Here is a 19,998-nt window from a genome sequence, read left to right as displayed (position 1 = left end):
GAATATCATGCGATGCGGAGAACAGAGTGGACAGTAACGGAAAGTTTAGAAAAAATAGTTGAAATATGTGAGCTTTTAGTATAAACTGTTATAGAATTATAACGTGAAAATTTTAGGAGGAATATTTTATGATTTCTGCAGGTGATTTCAGAAATGGTATTACTATTGAATTAGATAATAATATTTACCAGATTATTGAGTTCCAGCACGTAAAACCGGGTAAAGGGGCAGCGTTCGTAAGAACTAAACTGAAAAATATCAAGAGCGGCGGTGTAATTGAAAAAACATTCAGACCCACCGAGAAATGCCCACAAGCACGTATTGATAGAAAAGATATGCAGTACTTATATTCAGATGGTGATTTATTCCACTTTATGGATGTGGAGAGCTATGAGCAGATTGGACTCGATGAGGCCTCGGTAGGCGATTCTCTGAAATTCGTAAAAGAGAATGAGATGGTTAAGGTATGTTCCCATAACGGAAATGTATTCGCCATCGAACCTCCGCTGTTTGTAGAACTGCAGATTACGGATACAGAACCGGGATTCAAGGGAGATACAGCGACAGGCGCGACAAAACCTGCTGTTGTGGAGACGGGAGCAACCGTTTACGTTCCTTTATTCGTGGATCAGGACGACGTGATCAAGATCGATACCAGAACGGGAGAATATCTCTCCAGGGTATAATCTGTATCAACTATCATTTAAGCTTATAAGGCAATGGAAATATGAATTTTTCCGTTGTCTTTTTTTATTATTCAAATCATAAAATTGGCATCGCATACTTTTTCCGATGCCAAGCAAATCTTCGGCGGGAAATCCGCACAGTCAGGGTACGTCGTTACCACAAATCACAAACTAAAAAATATATTAGAAAGAAAGAGGATTTTACATGAAAATCATGGAATTTTGCGAAAAAGTAAAGGGTGAATTAGAAATTTGTTTAGGAGGAGAGGTAACCGTTGAGCTGAACCGGATCACGAAAAATAACGGGGTAATCTTAAATAGCGTAGTAATAGCCAAGACGGAAAGAAATATATCACCTAATATTTATCTCGATGATTTTTTTGAAGAATATGAGCGGGGAAAACCCATGCAAGATATTATTGAAGAAATAAGGCGGATTTATAAGGAAAACTGTTTTAAAAAAAATCTGGATATGAATTTTTTTTTGGATTATGGAAAACTGAAGGGAAAGGTAGCATATAAAGTAATAGGGTATGAAAAAAATCTTGAGATACTAAAAGAGATTCCCCACTTTCTTTTCCTGGATATGGCGGTAGTGTTCTATTGCAGTGTCGACGAAGAAGAGTTGAGCAAAGCTACTATTTTAATCTATAATAACCACCTTAAGTTGTGGGGTATTACGAAGGAAATATTATATGAGGATGCAAAGGAAAATACGAGACGGCTGCTTCCGGCAAGAGTGCTGCCTATCGAGAGGATGATGCAGGAAATTTTTTCTCAGGATTTGAAAAAGGAATTTATTGCGGGAACCGGCGAGGATGGCTTCATGCCCGACGAAGAATGGTTTGATAATGCGGCTTTGCAATTACTTACCACGGTAACAGATTGTGAAAGCTGTGGACAAATGTTCGTTATGGGAAATGAGAACAAGCTTTTTGGAGCAGCAACGCTGCTATATGATAATGCGTTGCTTGGATTTTCCGATGCAGTTTGTAAAGATTTATTCATTCTCCCCAGCTCCATCCATGAAATCATATTAATACCTGACGACGGAAAGCAGGAGCCCACACAGCTTTGGAGAATGGTCTGTGATATCAATGAAACCCAGGTGGACCCTGAGGATGTTCTGACAGATGCGGTATATCGCTATTCGAGAAAAGAAAACGCAATTACAAAGTTATTCTAAGATATCCAAATTTTTCCTATTGGTATGTTCACAAAAAGTACACTAGACAATAATAAATTGTTATGATATTATATCAGAGTGATGTAACAAATTTGTAATATATTATAATTTTATAAGTACCAATTTTTTATGCACTCGTAGTCTAATGGATAGAACGGAGGCCTCCGACGCCTTTAATGCAGGTTCGATTCCTGCCGGGTGCATTTACATCACTCTGAGTAATAGAAGAAGGGAAGTAAGAACAGAAAGGACAGTTTTATTTTATGAGTAGGCATAGAAAATCATCTATGAACAACAGCATAAAAGACAGATTGGATGATATAAAGGATTGGATATCAGACCATGCGAAAATAGTAATGCCGCTAATTCTCGTAGTATGCGTTCTGTTTACGGTTCTCATAGCGGTCAATGCGAATAAAAAAGCAGCGGCCGAAGAAGAAGCGCAGATGGCGGAGAGCACGGAGGTGGCGGATACCATGGCGGCTTCAGCAGAGGATGCGGAGGCAGTGCCGGAGCTTCCGCTTGAGGAAAATGCATATCCGGCGGTAAACGAACTTATGAGCAGCTATTATGCCGCTTTGGCAGAAGGAAATCTGGATACGGTCTCCTCCATTAACGCATTTGTGGATGATACGGAAAAAATAAGAATTCAGGAAATGAGCAAATATATCGATTCCTATCCACAGCTTGATGTATATACGAAAGCGGGGCCGGTAGAGGACTCCTATCTGGTATATGTTTATTCCAAAGTGAAATTTACCGAGTATGACGAAATGGTACCAGGAATGCAGGCGTTTTACGTTTGCACAGATGAGAATGGGATCTGTTATATTAATGAAGGCGAAGACAATTCCGTTGTAACAAACTATATCAGAGATATTTCTCTTCAGGACGATGTGGTTGATTTGAACAATAAGGTTGCCGTAGAATACAACGAGCTTCTGGAAAGCGATGAGGAGCTGAACGCCTTTCTCGTGGATCTGGCGCAGAGAATCGATGTTTCAGTAGGTGAAGCTCTTGCGAAGGCGGAGGCTGCACAGACGGAAAACGAAACCGCGGCTGCAGATGCAGATAATAGCGAGACGGCAGAAGCGGCGGACACGGAGACGGAACAAGCTGCCGAGGAGACACAGACGAATGTGACAAAGACAGTGCGCGCTACGGATGTAGTCAATGTTCGAAGTTCCGACAGCGAGACCGCCGATAAAGTTGGAAAAGCGCAAATAGGCGATGAATTTACTCTATTGGAAGAAAAAGGCAATGGCTGGAGCAAGATTACTTTCGATGGTAAAGATGCCTTTATTAAGACCGAATATCTGGAGCCCGTAGAAGAAGCTGCCGCAGCAGCCGAAACGGAGCAGGCAGATCAAGATACAGCACAAACTGAAACGAATGAGGGAACACAGACCGCCGCTGCCGGTGACGGTACTACAGTAACGGTAACAGAGAATGTTAACGTCAGAAAGACTGCCAGTGAGACCGGAGAGAAGTTAGGACTCGTATATGTCGGTGAGAAGCTGGAGCTGGTAATGAAGCAGGCGGATGGCTGGACGAAGGTAAAATACAAGGGGCAGACCGCATATGTGAAATCAGATTATGTGGAATAATATGCAAGCGCGAAATACTGCTCAGCAGTATTTTTGTGCATTAACCGTTGCTATGAAGCAGCATGCTGAATAGTGATAAATCTATGATTGAGAGGGAAGAATGGTGCCGGATATGAACTTGAACAATAAGATAAACGTGGCGATCCTGGGAGCCGGAGGTATCGGCGGAACGATGGCGCAGACCTTGATTAAGATGAAGACCGCAAGATGCTACGCGGTAGGTTCCAGAAACAAGGATAAGGCGGCTGAATTTGCTAAAAAATACGGATGTAAGAAGTTCTATGGATCTTACGAAGAGTTGGTTGCGGACAAGAAGGTAGATTTGGTCTATATCGCGACACCTCATTCCGAGCATTATGAACACGCAAGGCTATGTATAGAAAACGGGAAACCTGTGCTTTGCGAAAAGGCTTTCACAGCTAATGCTGCGCAGGCAGAGGAGCTAATTGCCTTAGCAAAGGAAAAGAATGTGCTTATAACAGAAGCAATGTGGACCCGTTATATGCCCATGCTTCAAACGATAAAGGAAGTACTAAACAGCGGCGTGATCGGTGTTCCTACAATGCTGACCGCGAACCTCGGCTATGTAATTAACGGAGTGTCCCGTCTGACAGATCCTGCGCTTGCAGGAGGTGCACTTCTCGATGTAGGAGTGTATACGATTAATTTTGCGTCGATGATATTCGGAACGGAAGTAAAGAAGTTATCTTCCGTCTGTACCTATACAAAGAGCGGTGTGGATGAGCAGAACAGCATAACAATGGTATTCGAAGACGGAAAGATGGCGGTGTTGAACAGCTCTATGCTTTCGTTAAGCGATAGAAAGGGAATCATACACGGGACCAAGGGTTTTGTGGTAATCGAGAATATCAATAACTTTGCGAGCATGACGGTATATGACAGCAGTTATAATAAAGTAGAAAAATACAACCGTCCGAAGCAGATTTCAGGCTATGAATACGAGGTTGAAGCTTGTGTGAGGGCTTTGCAGAACGGAGAGATAGAATGTCCTCAGATGCCCCATGCCGAAACGATTCGCATCATGAAGCTGATGGACGGCCTCAGATATGAGTGGGGAATAAAATATCCCTTTGAATAAAATATAAAAAAGAGCGCATACTCTTAATCAGAGGAAGTGAGGTGTAAGTATAGAAAGCTATACTTACACCTTTTCTATTTAAATTTCTGCTTAAAGGATTCTTAATTGAAATCAATGGAGCCAGCTAGGCTAGGAAGGAAGAGTGCGCGATGAAAAAAGACGATGTGGAAATTCTGCGTGGAGTGCAGAAAAATACGGAAATGGCAATAAAAGCTATCAATACGATAAGCGAAAAAGTTTTGGACGATAGTCTGGCGGTACAACTGTCCAAGCAGGCTTTAAAATATTCGGAAATCCATAATAAGGCGCTGGATAAGATTCTGGAAGGGAAATCGGAACCGTATCACACGAATAATGTAAGTCAGATGATGTTAGTAGGAGGTATCCATTCCAATACGCTGTTCGATACGAGCACGAGCCATATTGCGGAGATGATGATTCAGGGAAGTAACCGGGGGATAACGGATATGTGCAAGCATTTGAACCACCATGAGCATGCGGAGAACACTTCACTGGAAATCGCAAAGGAATTAATGGATTTTGAGGAAAAGAATATTGAACGGCTGAAGAAATATTTATGACTGTATACACGTATTATTGTACAAAGTGTATAAAAAAACAGTTAAATATGTTATAAAACTTTTACAGTTTAATATCCTAAAGTGTCTTGTGAAATCGGAATCAGCATTATATAATAATACGTGGACAAAGACGTCTTGGCACAGAAGCTTGTTCTTTTGTGCTTTTTTTTAAGTAAAAGAGCAATTCGCGAAGCGAATCGCTCATTGTTTACATAAGGATTATACATTCAAACTAAAGGAGGACACGTAGATGTCATATGTTGATGAGGTATTTGACTTGGTAGTAGCAAAGAACCCGGCACAGCCGGAATTCATTCAGGCGGTAAAAGAGGTTCTGGAGTCCCTTCGTGTGGTAATCGAAGCGAATGAAGAAGTGTACAAAAAAGATGCTTTACTGGAAAGATTAGTTACACCGGAAAGAATCGTTATGTTCCGCGTTCCCTGGGTGGATGATAAAGGACAGGTTCAGGTGAATAATGGTTTCCGCGTACAGTTCAACAGCGCTATCGGACCTTACAAGGGCGGATTGAGATTTCATCCGTCTGTTAATCTTGGCATTATCAAGTTCCTGGGTTTTGAGCAGATTTTCAAAAACTCCCTTACCGGACTTCCTATCGGCGGCGGTAAAGGCGGTTCCGATTTCGATCCTAAGGGCAAATCGGATAGAGAAGTTATGGCATTCTGCCAAAGCTTTATGACGGAGCTTTATAGACATATTGGCGCGGATACGGACGTACCGGCAGGAGATATCGGCGTAGGAGGCAGAGAAATCGGCTTCATGTACGGGCAGTATAAGAGAATCCGCAACAGCTACGAAGGAGTTCTTACGGGAAAGGGGCTTACCTATGGAGGTTCTCTTGCAAGAACGCAGGCTACGGGTTACGGTTTGTTGTATTTGGTAGAAGAAATGCTAAAGTGCAACGGTAAAGACATCGCGGGCAAGACGATCGCGGTTTCCGGTGCGGGCAACGTAGCTATTTATGCTATTGAAAAAGCGCAGCAGCTCGGTGCAAAACCGGTTACCTGCTCAGATTCTACAGGCTGGATTTATGACTCCGAAGGAATAGATTTGGATTTATTAAAAGAAATAAAAGAAGTGAAACGTGCAAGACTGACGGATTATGCAGCGGCCAGATCCAGCGCACAGTATCATGAAGGAATAGGCGTTTGGAGCGTAAAATGTGATATCGCGCTTCCCTGTGCAACGCAGAACGAGCTTAACCTCGATGATGCGAAGGCTCTTGTTGCGAACGGCTGCTTTGCAGTTGCAGAAGGCGCAAATATGCCTACCACCTTGGAAGCAACCGATTATTTTCTGCAGAATAAAGTTCTGTTCTGCCCCGGCAAAGCATCCAACGCAGGCGGCGTAGCTACTTCCGCACTTGAAATGAGCCAGAACAGCGAAAGACTTAGCTGGACCTTCGAAGAAGTTGACAGCAGGTTAAATCGCATTATGGTAGATATCTTCCATAACCTAGATGCAGCTTCCAAGAAATACAATATGGAAGGCAATTATGTGGCAGGAGCTAATATTGCAGGCTTCCTTAAGGTTGCAGAAGCAATGACGGCTCAGGGCATTGTATAAAATGTATTTACTATTGTACGTATGTTGTGATAATATATTAAGCATGAAAAAGATCAGAGAAAATAAAGATTTGATGCTGAACGAAGAAGTTTGGATAAGGTGTATTGCCTTGCCCAGACTTTTTTATTTCATAGGAAAGACCTTGTTACGTTGCAGTGATAATGTTTCGGTTTCCTATGAAATAAAAGCACTCCGTGCAGGATGCGCAGCTTTGCGCGGAACAAAAGCTGGGCTGCGGGAGTATATGATTGCGAGAGTGAGCAAAGCACACTTTTGTTCTGAAATAGGAAGGTGTATTTTATCTGATTTAAATTAAGAAGGAGAAGAAGCCATGATGAGTAAAAGAAGCATGTACAGACAATTGGAGAAGGATTGTGAGGCAATCAGGAAGCAGACGAACCGGCTTGCGAAAGGCAATCTGGATATCGATAAAATTGAGGCCGGGGAGGAGCATCTTCAAAGAGTGAGCGAGGATATTAACGAGATTGCTAACCTATTGAACGAATACATAGCGGAGATATCCGGAGTGCTTTCTCACCTGTCGGTAGGCGATTTGCTCGTTCAGATGTCGGATACTGCGAAATTTTACGGAGATTTTATTCCGATAAAAGCGGCTCTTACCAAAATAACCGTATCGCTTTCAGAGACGTTTGTTAAAATTAACGATATAATGAATCAGATCAACAAGATTGGGGAGCAGGCTAATCAAACCACTGTGCTTTTGGCGGAAAATGAAACGCAGATAGCGGAGGAGATGAATCTGGTAACGGTGAAAGCCGACAGCGTATATGAGGAGACTGAGAGAAATTATAATAACGTAAATAAAATATGCGCAGGTATGACGGAACTGATGGCGCACGCGAAAGAGGGACATGCCGACGCAGTGCAAATGGTGGATGCCATGGAGCAGGTAAACATAGCCTCAGGCAACATTTCCAAGGTGGCTGATATGATTTATTCTATCTCCTCTCAGACTAAGCTCTTATCCTTGAATGCATCTATCGAAGCGGCGCGGGCCGGCGAACACGGAAGGGGCTTCGCAGTGGTAGCGCAGGAGATAGGAGAACTGGCACACCAAACAACGAAGGCGGTGGAGCAGACAGGAAGGCTTATAGAAGAGAGCGTGTCTAAGGTAGGAGAATGTCAGACGGTAGTAAATTTGACGGCAGACCGTTTTGCACAGATGAAGGATTCCCTCGGGGAAATAAATGGGGATAGTCTGGAAATTGCGACAAATACGGCAAGACAAAAAGAAAATATAAAGGAAATGGTAGATACTATTGCGAGAATATCCTCTACGATTCAAAACAATGCTGCGCTGGCACAGGAAAATGCGAGTACAAATGCTTGCCTTTATGAGGAGACCGCGAGATTGAAGGAGGTCCTGGACACCTTTATTGTGGATCCTGCCAAAAGAATCGTTCTTGAGAAGAAACTCGTTGACAACGAGGCGGAAGTCTTTATGAAGAAAGCTTTGAATGCGTTAAAGGGCTGCGCAGAAAATAAAATAGATGAAACGCTGAAGAACTGTTTAAAGGAAGAAGCGCATATTGAATGTGCCTATGTGATTGGCAGCGACGGCAGGCAGACGAGCCATACGGTGATGAGCGGTCTGGTGGAAATAAGGACAGCAGGAGGATTTAAACCGGCGGAGCCCGGAGACGATCATAGGGCGAAACGTTATTTCAGTCAGGCGGATAGACAAAGAGATGAAATGTATGTGTCCCATGAATACATATCAAGCGCCACGGGAAATTTATGCTCCACATATTCCCAGGCATATGAAACGAGCTTCGGAAAGTCTTATGTATTATGTGTGGATATGAAATATATGTGATAACTTTGGCCTCATGATGCAGTAAAAGAAAATTAACAGCATGGATATAAAGCTGTTAGATATTGTGAAAATGTGATACAATAAATAAGACAAACTAAGATGCGGAATTCGCCTCGGACAGAGGTGAATTCTTTTCTAATAATAGGAAAGATAATGGCGGAAAAGACTAATATGGAACGTTTAAATAAATATTTGGCGGCGTGTGGTGTATGCTCCAGACGAGATGCGGATAAGCTGATTGAGGAAGGGCGTGTGACAGTAAATGGAAAAGCAGCCGCTATCGGCAGTATGGTAAGCGATTCGGATACGATTGCCGTAAACGGAAAAACCATAGGCGGGAAGAATAAAAAGGTGGTTTTGGCCTATTATAAGCAAGTAGGAGTCACTTGTACGCAGCGGGATAAATATGCGGAGAAGAAGATCAGCGATCAGCTAAAGTATCCGGTCCGACTGACTTATGCGGGCAGACTGGATAAGGATTCCGAGGGGCTTATCATTATGACTAATGACGGAATGCTGATTGATGCGATGATGCGTGGAGCCAACCGTCACGAAAAGGAGTATGTGGTGAAGGTGGCTAAAGAGATCTCGCAGGAGTTTTTAGAATCGATGGCGAGAGGTGTTCGTCTGGAAGAGCTGGATATTACAACAAGGCCGTGTGACATTAAGAAGCTTGGAAAGTATACCTTTGATATAATACTGACCCAAGGAGTCAATAGACAGATTCGGAGAATGTCGAAAACTTTGGGCTACGAGGTAAAAGAAATAAAAAGAACACGTGTTATGAATGTCGAGCTTGCAAGCTTAAAGCCCGGAGAGTATCGCAGACTCCAGGGAGAAGAATTGCAGCAGTTATATGAAACATGCGGGATGCGGGCCGCAGCAATTGGAAATTAGTATTTGAAAGTATGGGAGCGGAATGATAATATAGTAAGAAACAGATTGAGGGAAGAGTTGCCGGACATGAATAAAAGAGACGATAAAACAAAAAGAATGAGAGAATTAACGGAGTTGCTCAATCGGGCTTCTAAAGCGTATTATGCAGAAAATACGGAATTCATGAGCAATTTCGAATACGATAAATTGTATGACGAGCTGGCACAGTTGGAGGAAGAAACAGGAACAGTTCTGGCTAACAGCCCCACGATACATGTAGGCTATGCGGCTGTGGAGGAACTGCCGAAGGAGCGTCATGAAAGACAGATGTTATCTTTGGGAAAGACGAAGAGCAGAGAAGAGCTTCGGGATTGGGTGCAGGAACAAACTGCATTATTATCGTGGAAATTAGACGGATTAACCGTTGTTTTGACATATTTTGACGGAAAACTTGCAAAAGCGATTACCAGAGGGAACGGAGAAGTGGGAGAAGTTGTTACAAATAATGCCAAGACTTTCCGCAATCTGCCGGTATCCATTCCTTATAAAGGAGAATTGATACTTCGTGGCGAGGCAGTAATAACATATTCCGATTTCGACAAAATAAATGCAGGAATAGAAGAGGTAGCGGCAAAATACAAAAATCCTCGCAATCTTTGCAGCGGTTCTGTAAGACAGCTGAACAATGAAATAACTGCAAAGCGGAATGTGAATTTTTTTGCATTTGCTCTTGTAAAAGCGGATGGAGTTGATTTTCATAATTCCAGGGAAGAACAGTTTTTATTTTTGCAGGAGCAGGGATTTCAGACCGTAGAATTTAAAAAAGTAGATAAGAATACTATTATCCCCGTTATTGAAGATTTTGAAAAAAAGATTGAAAACTACGATGTACCGTCGGACGGATTGGTCATCGTTTATAATGACATTGCTTATGGGCAATCTTTAGGGACCACCGCAAAATTTCCCAGAGATTCTATCGCTTTTAAATGGGAGGATGAAGTAAGGGAAACAATGCTGAAGGAGATCGAATGGAGTCCGAGCAGAACCGGCCTCATCAATCCCGTAGCGATTTTCGAGCCGGTAGAACTGGAAGGAACCACTGTGAGCCGTGCGTCGGTTCATAACATAAGTATTCTGCGCGGGCTGAAGCTGGGAATCGGCGACCGCATTACTGTATATAAGGCCAATATGATCATCCCGCAAATCGCTGAGAATCTGACAAAAAGCGATAATGTGGAGCTTCCCAAGGAATGTCCGGCGTGCGGAGGAAATACTGAGGTCAGAAAGGTGAATGAGGTACAATCGCTATATTGCATTAATCCATTTTGCAGCGCGAAGAAAATAAAGGCGTTTACCTTATTTGTAAGCAGGGATGCCATGAACATCGAGGGGCTTTCGGAGGCTACGCTAGAGAAATTCATAGCCAGGGGATATATTCATGAATATGCGGATATTTTTCATCTGGAGAAATATAAGGATGAAATCATAGAGATAGAGGGATTTGGGGAAAAATCGTATACAAACCTTATAAACAGTATTGAGACCGCAAGAAAGACGACTTTGCCCCGCCTGATTTATAGTCTTGGAATTGCCAATATAGGCCTGGCGAATGCGAAGATGATATGCAGATATTACCGCTATGATCTTAATGCTATGATAGAGGCAGATACGGAGGATTTAAACGGAATTGACGGAATTGGCGGGGTAATAGCCGCTGCCTTTTATCAATATTTCAGAGAAGAAAACAACAAAGCGAATCTGGAGAACCTGTTAAAAGAAATAGAAATAGAAGTGGAAGAGGCACAGGAGGGCAGCGAAATGCTGACCGGAAAGGTATTTGTCGTCACCGGAAGCCTTAATATTTACGCCAGCCGCAATGATTTGAAGGAAGCGATTGAGAAGATGGGCGGAAAAGTGACCGGGAGCGTGACATCAAAAACCGATTGCCTGATCAACAACGATATTGCCTCTTCTTCATCGAAAAATAAGAAGGCTAAGGAACTGCAAGTACCGATTCTTACGGAGCAGCAATTTATAGAACAGTTTTTAGGAGGAGAAAATCATGCCAATTAAGACACAGAATGATTTGCCTGCAAAAGGGATACTGGAAAACGAAAATATATTTGTGGTGGACGAAAACAGAGCACTTCATCAGGACATTCGTCCGCTGCAAATCTGTATTTTGAATCTTATGCCCATCAAGCAGGATACGGAACTTCAATTGTTAAGGGCGCTGTCGAACAGCCCTCTTCAAGTGGATGTATCGTTCATGAAAATGAACAGCCACCGCTCACTCAATACATCTATGAACCATTTGAATAAATTCTATAATACCTTCGATGAATTGAGGGAAAACAAATACGACGGTTTGATTATTACCGGAGCGCCGGTGGAGCAGATTGCCTTTGAAGAGGTGGATTATTGGGATGAACTGTGCGAAATCATGGAATGGTCCAAGCGAAATGTGACCTCTACTTTACATATCTGCTGGGGAGCACAGGCCGGACTTTACTATCATTACGGACTGAACAAGGAACTTCTTCCGGAAAAGCTTTTCGGCATATATGAGCATAAGATAATGAACCGGAAGATTCCTCTCGTAAGGGGATTTGACGATTACTTTCTCGTTCCTCACAGCCGGCATACGACGGTATCCGCAGATGAAGTACACGCATGCAAAGAGCTGATGGTACTGGCGGAATCGCAGGAAGCCGGAGTGACGCTCTGTATGGCAGGGGAAGGAAAGCAAATATTTGTCATGGGACATCCGGAGTACGACCGCATGACGCTTCATAACGAATATGTGCGCGATAAGGAAAAGGGGCTGCCCATAGACATCCCGCAAAATTACTACCCGAACAATGACCCTGAACAAAAGCCGAGTCTCCAGTGGAGAGCTCATTGCAACTGCTTGTATGTGAACTGGCTGAATTATTATGTATATCAGGTTACGCCGTATGAGTTGTAGGAAAGTGGTGTAAAAGCCCATATTTCATGCGGTTCCAACGATTTTGAAGTTATTTTTCTTATCGTAAAATATCGTATGTTTTGGAGTCAAAAGGTGTCAAAATTGGAGTCAAAAACGGATGAAAAAGGTGTCAGAAATTTAGGGTGTCAATTGGATTTAAAATGAGCTTGGTGGTGTCGGTATTTTGGGTGCTAATTGGGTTTAGAATCTAAATTTGTATTAGGTCTTTTGACTGTAATGTGTAAAAATTAAAAATGAATTGTAACGATGAAAATGATTGTAGAAGATAATCTGTGATATGGGAATCGGTACATGGAATGTATGTAAAGCAGTGTGTTTTGAAGTTGTCTGTAAAGGGCGATTTTGACATGCTGCTTTTGGTTTTATTAAGTTTTTCTTTTATCTGTATTTGAAGGATTGGAATTAGGATCGTTTTATTTGCCTTAGTTGTCATGAGAAAGGATGATTATTATGAATGGAATATATGCAAGGTATAATGAACAGAAAAATTATATTGATGTAACGGTATATGAAGCAGGATATGTATTACGGATAGATTGTGGGAAGTGGGAAGATGGAATTAAGACCACTATGAATTCACAGGGTAGACTGGATGCATTGGCAATTGATGATCCGCTGGAATATGTAAGATTGGCATTGGATGAGGAATTGCAGGTATGGGTGGAGGCTATGGATGATGATAGTGTGTGGTAGTTAGATGATAATAAAATTGATGTTGTATTAGAATGTTCCCCGTGGAAATTCCATGGGAAAATGATCTTTTGATGGGGAATTTCCAATGAGAATTGCTAATCTATGGGGAAATTCTATGGGGAATATAAATTATCAGGGGTTTTAGGGGAATTAACTCCACTAACAGGTGTCAAAAAGCCAGAGATGGCTTAGTGGCGTATCCTGCGATGTCGGTGGGGAGTGTTTTGTTTGCAAGGCAAGGAGACATGGATAAAAAAATGACGGATAAAGATAATAAAAAGTGGTTATTGGAAATGTATTAGGCGATGAGATGAGTGCTGTTATTGGAACTAATTTTGCAGTTAGTATTAAGCAAAGTCCTAGGGGGTCCATTGCTAGATACGCATAAGAGACAGCTCCAGTCTCTGATGCATCTAGTTAGGGGGAAATCCCCTAAAACCCCTGAAATAATATAATGATAGCACTTTTTGCTATCAATTTGGAAGGTGAGTGCACAAAATGCTATCATAGGGAAATTATGAGTGCATAAAATGCTATCACTTTTTTGAAGTAATTATACTGGTGTGGATAAGGTGGTTAAAGTGAGTGCACTTTTTACTATTACTTTTGGAAAGTGAGTGCACAAAATACTATCACGGGGGATTTTGATTGCATTTTATGCTATCACATATTTTTGTAAATTTAAGGGTTATTTGTTGTAAACTGTAAAACGTAGTTGTATAATTAAAATATTGTGTATACAATTAGAAATTATATATAGTGGGGGCGACTAATGAGTAGAAAATATCGAATTATTTTATTAACACTTTCGTGTATAGTATTAATTGGTGTAGGTTACGTATTAGAAAGAAATTTTGAAAATTTATTGAAGAGTTTTTGGTTTACTTCAGGTTTTTTGCTATTGATATTGTTATCTTTGGTTGACCAACCATTCTTTTCTAAAGATTCAAATATATTTGTAAATGCTATAACAGCAGGTTTATCTTTATTAGTTATACCTATTGAAAATAGAGATGCTGTATTTTTCTTTTTTTTAGTTTTAATTGTATATTTGTGCGTATCAAGTTATTCATTGATGATTATTAGAAAGAATTCGTTAAAAGATGAAAATAAAGCTGTGCAGTTTTTTTCACGTATAAATCGTATTCTAGGGAAACCAGATGTACTTTTTTCGGCTTTTTTCATATGGGGAGCACTAACTCAATATGCATCTTCTTCAACAAAGTTAAATTCGTTATTACTTTTCTGGGCATTATTCATGTTACTTAACTTACCAGAATTAGCTAAAGTAATAGAGATGTTATTTTCTCGAAAAGAAAGTACTCATTTTACAGGGATTGGGACGATAATGGGTATTCAATCAACAAATATTTTTTTAGTTAAATTAGATTGTACATATAAGAAAAATGAACTTTTTAGTTTTGTTGAGTTTAAGTGCTCTTCAGATGGTGAATATAAGAGGGGACTGATATTTGAATCAATGTTATTGGACCAAGAACAGTGGATAAAAGTTATTTCAAATCAAGATTTTAGCTCACTATGCTGTAACATTCCACAAATAGAAAAACCAATTGAAGACATTGTTTATTTATTGGATAGTATTTCTGATGATTGTATTGTAAATAAGTTTATTGGCTTAATTACAGATGGAAGTAAAATCGGGAAAATAAAATTTTTATATGCATCAAAAGTATGTGTTGCCGAAGGAAGTATGTTAGAAGTAAATGTAAATGAAAATAAAGTGTTATATCAGATTGTAGATGGAATAACACACACTGAGTCTTTGGCAAATAAAAATGAAACAGGATATATTATTGGAGAAGCTATACAATTAGGAACTTGGAATAAAGAAAAATTTCAATTTGAAAAATATGGTTGGGTACCAAATATGAATAGCCCTGTTTATCTTGCATCAGACATTGATGAAACAACAACGACTTCAAATGAAATTATATTAGGAAATTTACCAGGAACAAATTATCCAGTAATTCTTGATAAGAAGGTCGCTATTACGCATCATACTGCTATTATCGGTGTTACTGGTACAGGTAAATCAATATTTTCAAGAAATATAATTAGAGAGTATATTAAGGATGAGAACGTAAAAGTTATATGTGTTGATTTTACAGGAGAATATAAAGAAAAATTTGCTGATTTAAAACCGAAATCTATAATTGATGATGAAACATCAAGAAAATTATTTAACGATATCGACTTTATTGAAAATGAGATGGCTAATAATTATAATAAAGATACTGCAAATTCAAGAAAGAAAAAAATTGAGGTATATGATAAGGTAATTTCTTCTGTCAAAGAATTTATTGTTTCAGATGATGAGAAGTTAAGTATTTTTGAACTTCCCGAGGTACAAAATACTTCAGGGGTTATGAAGTATACACAAACGTTTTTTAAAGCTTTATTCAAGATAGCGAAAGAGCAAGAAAATTATGGCAAGTGTATTTGTTTGGTACTTGAAGAAGCGCATACAATAATTCCAGAATCAAACTTTGCTGGAATTTCGGATAAAGTATCACAACCTCTGATTAATTCGATTGCTCAAATTGCCTTACAAGGAAGAAAATATAATATTGGTCTTTTAGTAATTGCACAAAGAACAGCAAATGTTTCAAAGACGATTCTTACACAATGCAATTCAATTATTTCATTTCAAGAATATGATAAAACTAGTATAGATTTTTTGTCTAATTATTTTGGACAAGAAATCTCCAGTGCACTAAATAAACTTCAGTTTCGACAAGCAGTAGCAGCAGGGAAGGCTTTCAAATCGAGTGTCCCAATGATATTTGAAGTGCCTGAGATTAAAGAGATGGATTCAGAACATTAATTGCTTAGGAATGTTATAATAAGTTAATTACATGCATGTTAACAATTGGGATAAAGTGAGGTTTTTGAAGGGGGTAAGTTTTTGAAAATAAATGATTTGAAGGGAAAATTTATTGCAATAGATGGACCAAATGGAGTTGGAAAATCAACATTATTAGCAGGTGTAAAATCAAAATTAGAAGAATTAGGGTATGAAGTATACTTTACAAAAGAACCATCAGAAACGCAATTAGGTAATTACACTAGAGAGTATGCTGAAAATCATGGAGGATTAGAATTAGCTTGTTTAGTAGCTGCAAATAGGTATGAGCATTTGAGTATAGAAATCATTCCAAATTTAGAAAATGGAAAAATCGTGGTTTCAGATAGATATTTATTGTCTTCCTTAATTCTCCAAAGAATGGATGGTGTTAGTGAAGAATTTATATTAAGTGTAAATCATGATGTGATATTGCCTGATTTACAAATTACAATATGTGCAGATGAAGATATCATTCAAAAAAGGTTATCTGAACGCTCTATTTTAACAAGATTTGAAGAAGGAAATCAGACATTAAAAGAACTTAACTATATGAAACTAGGAGTTCAGACATTAATAAAAATAGGTGTAAATGTATTAAGTGTTGTAAATAATGACCGACCAGATGTGAACATTGAAACAATTGTTAACCACATAATAAATCTGAAGGAGAAACAATGAAGAGTGTAGTGATTTTGAATTCGCCTATTTTTAAAAATACAACAGATGAACATGAAGAATATTTAGCTCCTCTTGGCTTAGGATATATTGCCACATATTTAGAATATAATGGATTTAAGGTTGAACTAATAGATTGTGTAAAAGAAAGATTGGGTGTAGATGATATTGTTAATACAATTGTCCATATAGCTCCAGATTATGTCGGTATAAATGTTTTTACCCAAAATTATCATTTAGTTAAGAACATACTTGAGAACATAGAGATTAACTGCGAATATTTTATTGGAGGACCGGCAGTTAAAAGTATATATGAAGAAATATTGTTGTGGAATATAAATAATAATTTAAGTATAGTAATTGGTGAAGGAGAACTTATTTTACCTGATATCCTTAATGGACAATGCAAAGAGTCTCCAATAAAGGAATTAAAAAATAAAAAAGTATATAGAGTAGATAATAATTCGGATTATTTGCCTAAGGATATTTCCTCAATTCATTTAAATAGAAAGTACTTTAAGAAAGAGATAATAACAAATCACTATGGAGATAATGAAGCATCAATTATTACATCTCGGGGTTGCGCGTTTGACTGTGCATTTTGTGGTGGAGCAAGAAGCCTAAATAATAACGTTGATATTCGAATTAGAACAGAACAAAGTGTTATTGAAGAGATAAATGAATTGTTAGTATTATATACTGGTATTAAAAGTATAAGGATTTTAGATGATCTATTTTTAAGGAATAGTAAAAGTATAGATATGGCAAGTAGAATATTCGGTCATTATCCAAGTATAGAGTGGAGGGGAATGGTTCATGCTATTTCATTAGTCAATTCACTAGATAAAGTAGAATTACTAAAACAAAGTAATTGTAAAGAATTATTTATGGGGATTGAATCAGGCTCTCAAAAAATAAGAAATAAAATTAACAAAATTGGAACTTTGAATGATATAATAAGTGTTGCAACCGAGATATTAAGAAATGGGATTGACTTAAAAGGATATTTTATCTATGGTTTTCCAGACGAAACAATAGAAGATTTTGAAGCTACATACGAATTAGCATGTAAGATTATGGATATATCTAGAAATTTTAAGGGAGTATTTAGGACAAGTGTTTTTAAATTTCGTCCTTACCATGGAACTTTATTATATAAAGAAATAGTTGCAAAAAAGGGAGAAATTCCCACATGTATACAAGATGAAATTACTAATACATTACTTGATAGAAATCAGTTTAATTTTAGTTCTGGAAATTACAGTGAAGTTAATGATGATGTATTAAATGAATTTATAATAAAAACGCAAAATTTAGTGGAGTAAAATATGATTGATCAAATAAAAAAATGTCAAAAATGCGGATTATGCAATAATCAGAAACCTTTAATGGATTGCAAAAAAGAGTGTCAAATTGTATGGGTTGGATTGTCCGCAAAAAAAATAGAATCAGATGATGAGATACCGTTATCAGTAAATACTAATACGGGAATGCTAATAAATAACATTGAATTGAAAATTGGAGATGTGTCTACATACAAGACCAATTTAGTTAAATGCTTGCCATTGAATGAAGAAGAAAAACTACGGTACCCCAATAAAAAGGAGATTGACAGTTGTATTGGGAACTTAAAAAAAGAAATAAACCAGTTATCACCTAAAATTGTTTTTCTTCTTGGAGAAAAAGTTTATTCATCTGTGGGAAAACACTTTGATATAAAATTTGATAAATGGAAAGAGTTTGATTATTTTTATAAGGAAAATAATGGAGTATATTACGTTCCGATACACCATCCGTCATATATTTATGTGTACAAAAGAAAAAAAGTAGATCAATATATTCAAAGTATTCAAAATATAGTTAATAATCTATTGGAAACTTCGTTATAACGGGTTATTGTGGATGATTTGTTTCCCAACTCCCCACATGTGGAGATGGTTGTATTTATTGAAATGAATATGTTTTGCACAGTAATTTTTAGAGGAGTATATATGATAAAAAGTATTATAGAGTTATTATCAGGCTTGAAAGAAAATGGAATAAAAGATATTGAAAAATATCTATGTATTAAGCATGGTCCGACTATTGGTGACATGTATGAAGGATTAACAAAAGAGCTAATTAATAAAGCTATATTTGATAATTTGGAATTGGAGGTATGTTCTGGGTTTATTAAAAACTCAAAAGGTGATTACAGTAGACAAATCGATTGTATGATTGTTGTTGGTGAGGGAGAAAAAATACCCGAAACAAGTAAAAAAGTATATAGTATTGATAAAGTTATCGCAGTTATAGAGGTAAAGAAAGACTTGTTTTCAGATGATTTGGCTTCAGCATATAATAATCTATTAAGTGTTAAGTCACTTTCTGAACCTACTAGAGATATGAAGATAGATATGTTGGAAATGGCATATAAACAAATTGTTGGAAATGCATTGCCTAATCCCGAACAAATTATTGAGCTGAGTGAAGAATTACAGTATACATACCATGCTTTGGTTTTGGAAGCATATTTACCTTTGCGAATAGCATTTGGATATGATGGATTTAAAAGTGAAGAGAGTCTAAGAAAATCTTTTGTTAATCATATAGATAATATGAAAGGTAAAAAAGGAGGAGGAATCGTCAGTTTTCCAAATCTAATTATATCTGGTGAATTTTCATTAATAAAAACAAATGGAATGCCTTTTGCTTTAGCAACAGATTCTAATGCATGGATTTCCTATGGATCTTACAATGGAAATCCATTAACATTGTTAATAGAATTAATTTGGACAAGATTGTATTATATGTATGATGAGATATCATATGAAATTTTTGGAGAAGAAGATAAAGTTGAAGGCATTAATCCGTTTTTAATAGCTAGAGGAAATGCTAATGGATGGATATATAATGTTCTTAATGCAAAGTTAGCAAAAGGAGATGATATCTGGAAGCCAAATGAAGTGACTGATATTGAATATGGAATAGTTCATCTACTTTGTAATGGCAAAGATATATCAGTATTTGATCAAGGATTTAATGATTACTGTGAAGAAAATAATACTACTGTTAACAAAATATGCAAAAATTTAAATGAGGCTAGAATAACCACAGTGGAAAATGGAAACTTGAAATTACTAACAACTAATTGTGTCTGTGCTATTTATAATGGAAAGTTTTATGTTGGTGAAGATAGTAATGGACAAATGACAAGGTGGTTGGGAAGAGTACAAAAAATATAATAAGTAAGAAAAATAACTTTAAGCCCTAATTTTCTGGGGCTATTATTTTGCCCTAAAATAACAAAAGTACACGGTAAATAACCAGTACCGTGTC

Annotated in this window: 17 protein-coding genes and 1 tRNA gene; all 18 read left to right on the top strand. The window is 38.1% G+C overall.

The window, feature by feature from the left end; genetic code table 11:
* Positions 1–128 precede the first annotated feature (128 nt).
* The 18 genes from efp to V6984_RS14195 all read left to right on the top strand — a co-directional run bounded on the left by efp (position 129) and on the right by V6984_RS14195 (position 19,904).
* Positions 129–686, top strand: a complete 558-nt coding sequence (efp, locus tag V6984_RS14280) for an elongation factor P (RefSeq protein WP_342756286.1) — start codon at positions 129–131, stop codon at positions 684–686.
* Positions 687–891: 205 nt separating this feature from the next.
* Positions 892–1,872 (top strand): DUF5688 family protein, encoded by a 981-nt coding sequence (locus V6984_RS14275; protein WP_342756285.1) that lies wholly within the window; start codon positions 892–894, stop codon positions 1,870–1,872.
* A 131-nt stretch (positions 1,873–2,003) separates the two neighbouring features.
* Positions 2,004–2,075, top strand: a tRNA-Arg gene (locus V6984_RS14270).
* A 60-nt stretch (positions 2,076–2,135) separates the two neighbouring features.
* A complete protein-coding gene (locus V6984_RS14265; RefSeq protein ID WP_342756284.1) occupies positions 2,136–3,479 on the top strand; it encodes an SH3 domain-containing protein in 1,344 nt (447 codons plus the stop codon).
* A 130-nt stretch (positions 3,480–3,609) separates the two neighbouring features.
* Entirely contained in the window at positions 3,610–4,578 is a 969-nt protein-coding gene (locus V6984_RS14260) for a Gfo/Idh/MocA family oxidoreductase (RefSeq protein WP_342760015.1), read from the top strand.
* 149 nt (positions 4,579–4,727) lie between these two features.
* Complete coding sequence (locus tag V6984_RS14255) at positions 4,728–5,159, top strand: hypothetical protein (protein WP_342756283.1); 432 nt, start codon at positions 4,728–4,730, stop codon at positions 5,157–5,159.
* Positions 5,160–5,409: 250 nt separating this feature from the next.
* Positions 5,410–6,744 (top strand): NADP-specific glutamate dehydrogenase, encoded by a 1,335-nt coding sequence (gene gdhA, locus V6984_RS14250; protein WP_342756282.1) that lies wholly within the window; start codon positions 5,410–5,412, stop codon positions 6,742–6,744.
* Positions 6,745–6,787: 43 nt separating this feature from the next.
* Positions 6,788–7,060 (top strand): hypothetical protein, encoded by a 273-nt coding sequence (locus tag V6984_RS14245; RefSeq protein WP_342756281.1) that lies wholly within the window; start codon positions 6,788–6,790, stop codon positions 7,058–7,060.
* A gap of 15 nt (positions 7,061–7,075) precedes the next feature.
* Positions 7,076–8,581: a methyl-accepting chemotaxis protein gene (locus tag V6984_RS14240; RefSeq protein ID WP_342756280.1), complete on the top strand. Its 1,506-nt coding sequence runs from the start codon at positions 7,076–7,078 to the stop codon at positions 8,579–8,581.
* 171 nt (positions 8,582–8,752) lie between these two features.
* Positions 8,753–9,478 (top strand): pseudouridine synthase, encoded by a 726-nt coding sequence (locus tag V6984_RS14235; RefSeq protein ID WP_342756279.1) that lies wholly within the window; start codon positions 8,753–8,755, stop codon positions 9,476–9,478.
* Positions 9,479–9,544: 66 nt separating this feature from the next.
* On the top strand, positions 9,545–11,530 hold the full coding sequence (gene ligA, locus V6984_RS14230) for an NAD-dependent DNA ligase LigA (protein ID WP_342756278.1): 1,986 nt from the start codon (positions 9,545–9,547) through the stop codon (positions 11,528–11,530).
* Positions 11,520–12,425, top strand: coding sequence for a homoserine O-acetyltransferase MetA (gene metA / locus V6984_RS14225; protein ID WP_342756277.1), 906 nt, complete (start codon positions 11,520–11,522; stop codon positions 12,423–12,425). The genes ligA and metA overlap by 11 nt, the downstream gene beginning before the upstream one ends.
* Before the next feature lie 471 nt (positions 12,426–12,896).
* A complete protein-coding gene (locus V6984_RS14220) occupies positions 12,897–13,139 on the top strand; it encodes a DUF6061 family protein (RefSeq protein WP_342756276.1) in 243 nt (80 codons plus the stop codon).
* Between the two features lie 772 nt (positions 13,140–13,911).
* Entirely contained in the window at positions 13,912–15,984 is a 2,073-nt protein-coding gene (locus V6984_RS14215; protein ID WP_342756275.1) for an ATP-binding protein, read from the top strand.
* Between the two features lie 81 nt (positions 15,985–16,065).
* A complete protein-coding gene (tmk, locus tag V6984_RS14210; protein WP_342756274.1) occupies positions 16,066–16,683 on the top strand; it encodes a dTMP kinase in 618 nt (205 codons plus the stop codon).
* On the top strand, positions 16,680–18,005 hold the full coding sequence (locus V6984_RS14205; RefSeq protein WP_342756273.1) for a B12-binding domain-containing radical SAM protein: 1,326 nt from the start codon (positions 16,680–16,682) through the stop codon (positions 18,003–18,005). Before tmk ends, V6984_RS14205 begins: the two co-directional genes overlap by 4 nt.
* A 3-nt stretch (positions 18,006–18,008) precedes the next feature.
* Positions 18,009–18,569: a uracil-DNA glycosylase family protein gene (locus tag V6984_RS14200; RefSeq protein WP_342756272.1), complete on the top strand. Its 561-nt coding sequence runs from the start codon at positions 18,009–18,011 to the stop codon at positions 18,567–18,569.
* Positions 18,570–18,578: 9 nt separating this feature from the next.
* Positions 18,579–19,904 carry a DUF6602 domain-containing protein gene (locus V6984_RS14195; protein WP_342756271.1) on the top strand — a complete coding sequence of 442 codons (1,326 nt, stop codon included), beginning with the start codon at positions 18,579–18,581 and terminating at the stop codon, positions 19,902–19,904.
* The last annotated feature ends 94 nt before the right edge of the window (positions 19,905–19,998 follow it).

Source organism: Kineothrix sp. IPX-CK, from assembly GCF_039134705.1.
In the GTDB taxonomy this organism is placed as follows: domain Bacteria; phylum Bacillota; class Clostridia; order Lachnospirales; family Lachnospiraceae; genus Kineothrix; species Kineothrix sedimenti.
This window is presented reverse-complemented; position numbering and strand designations above follow the sequence as displayed.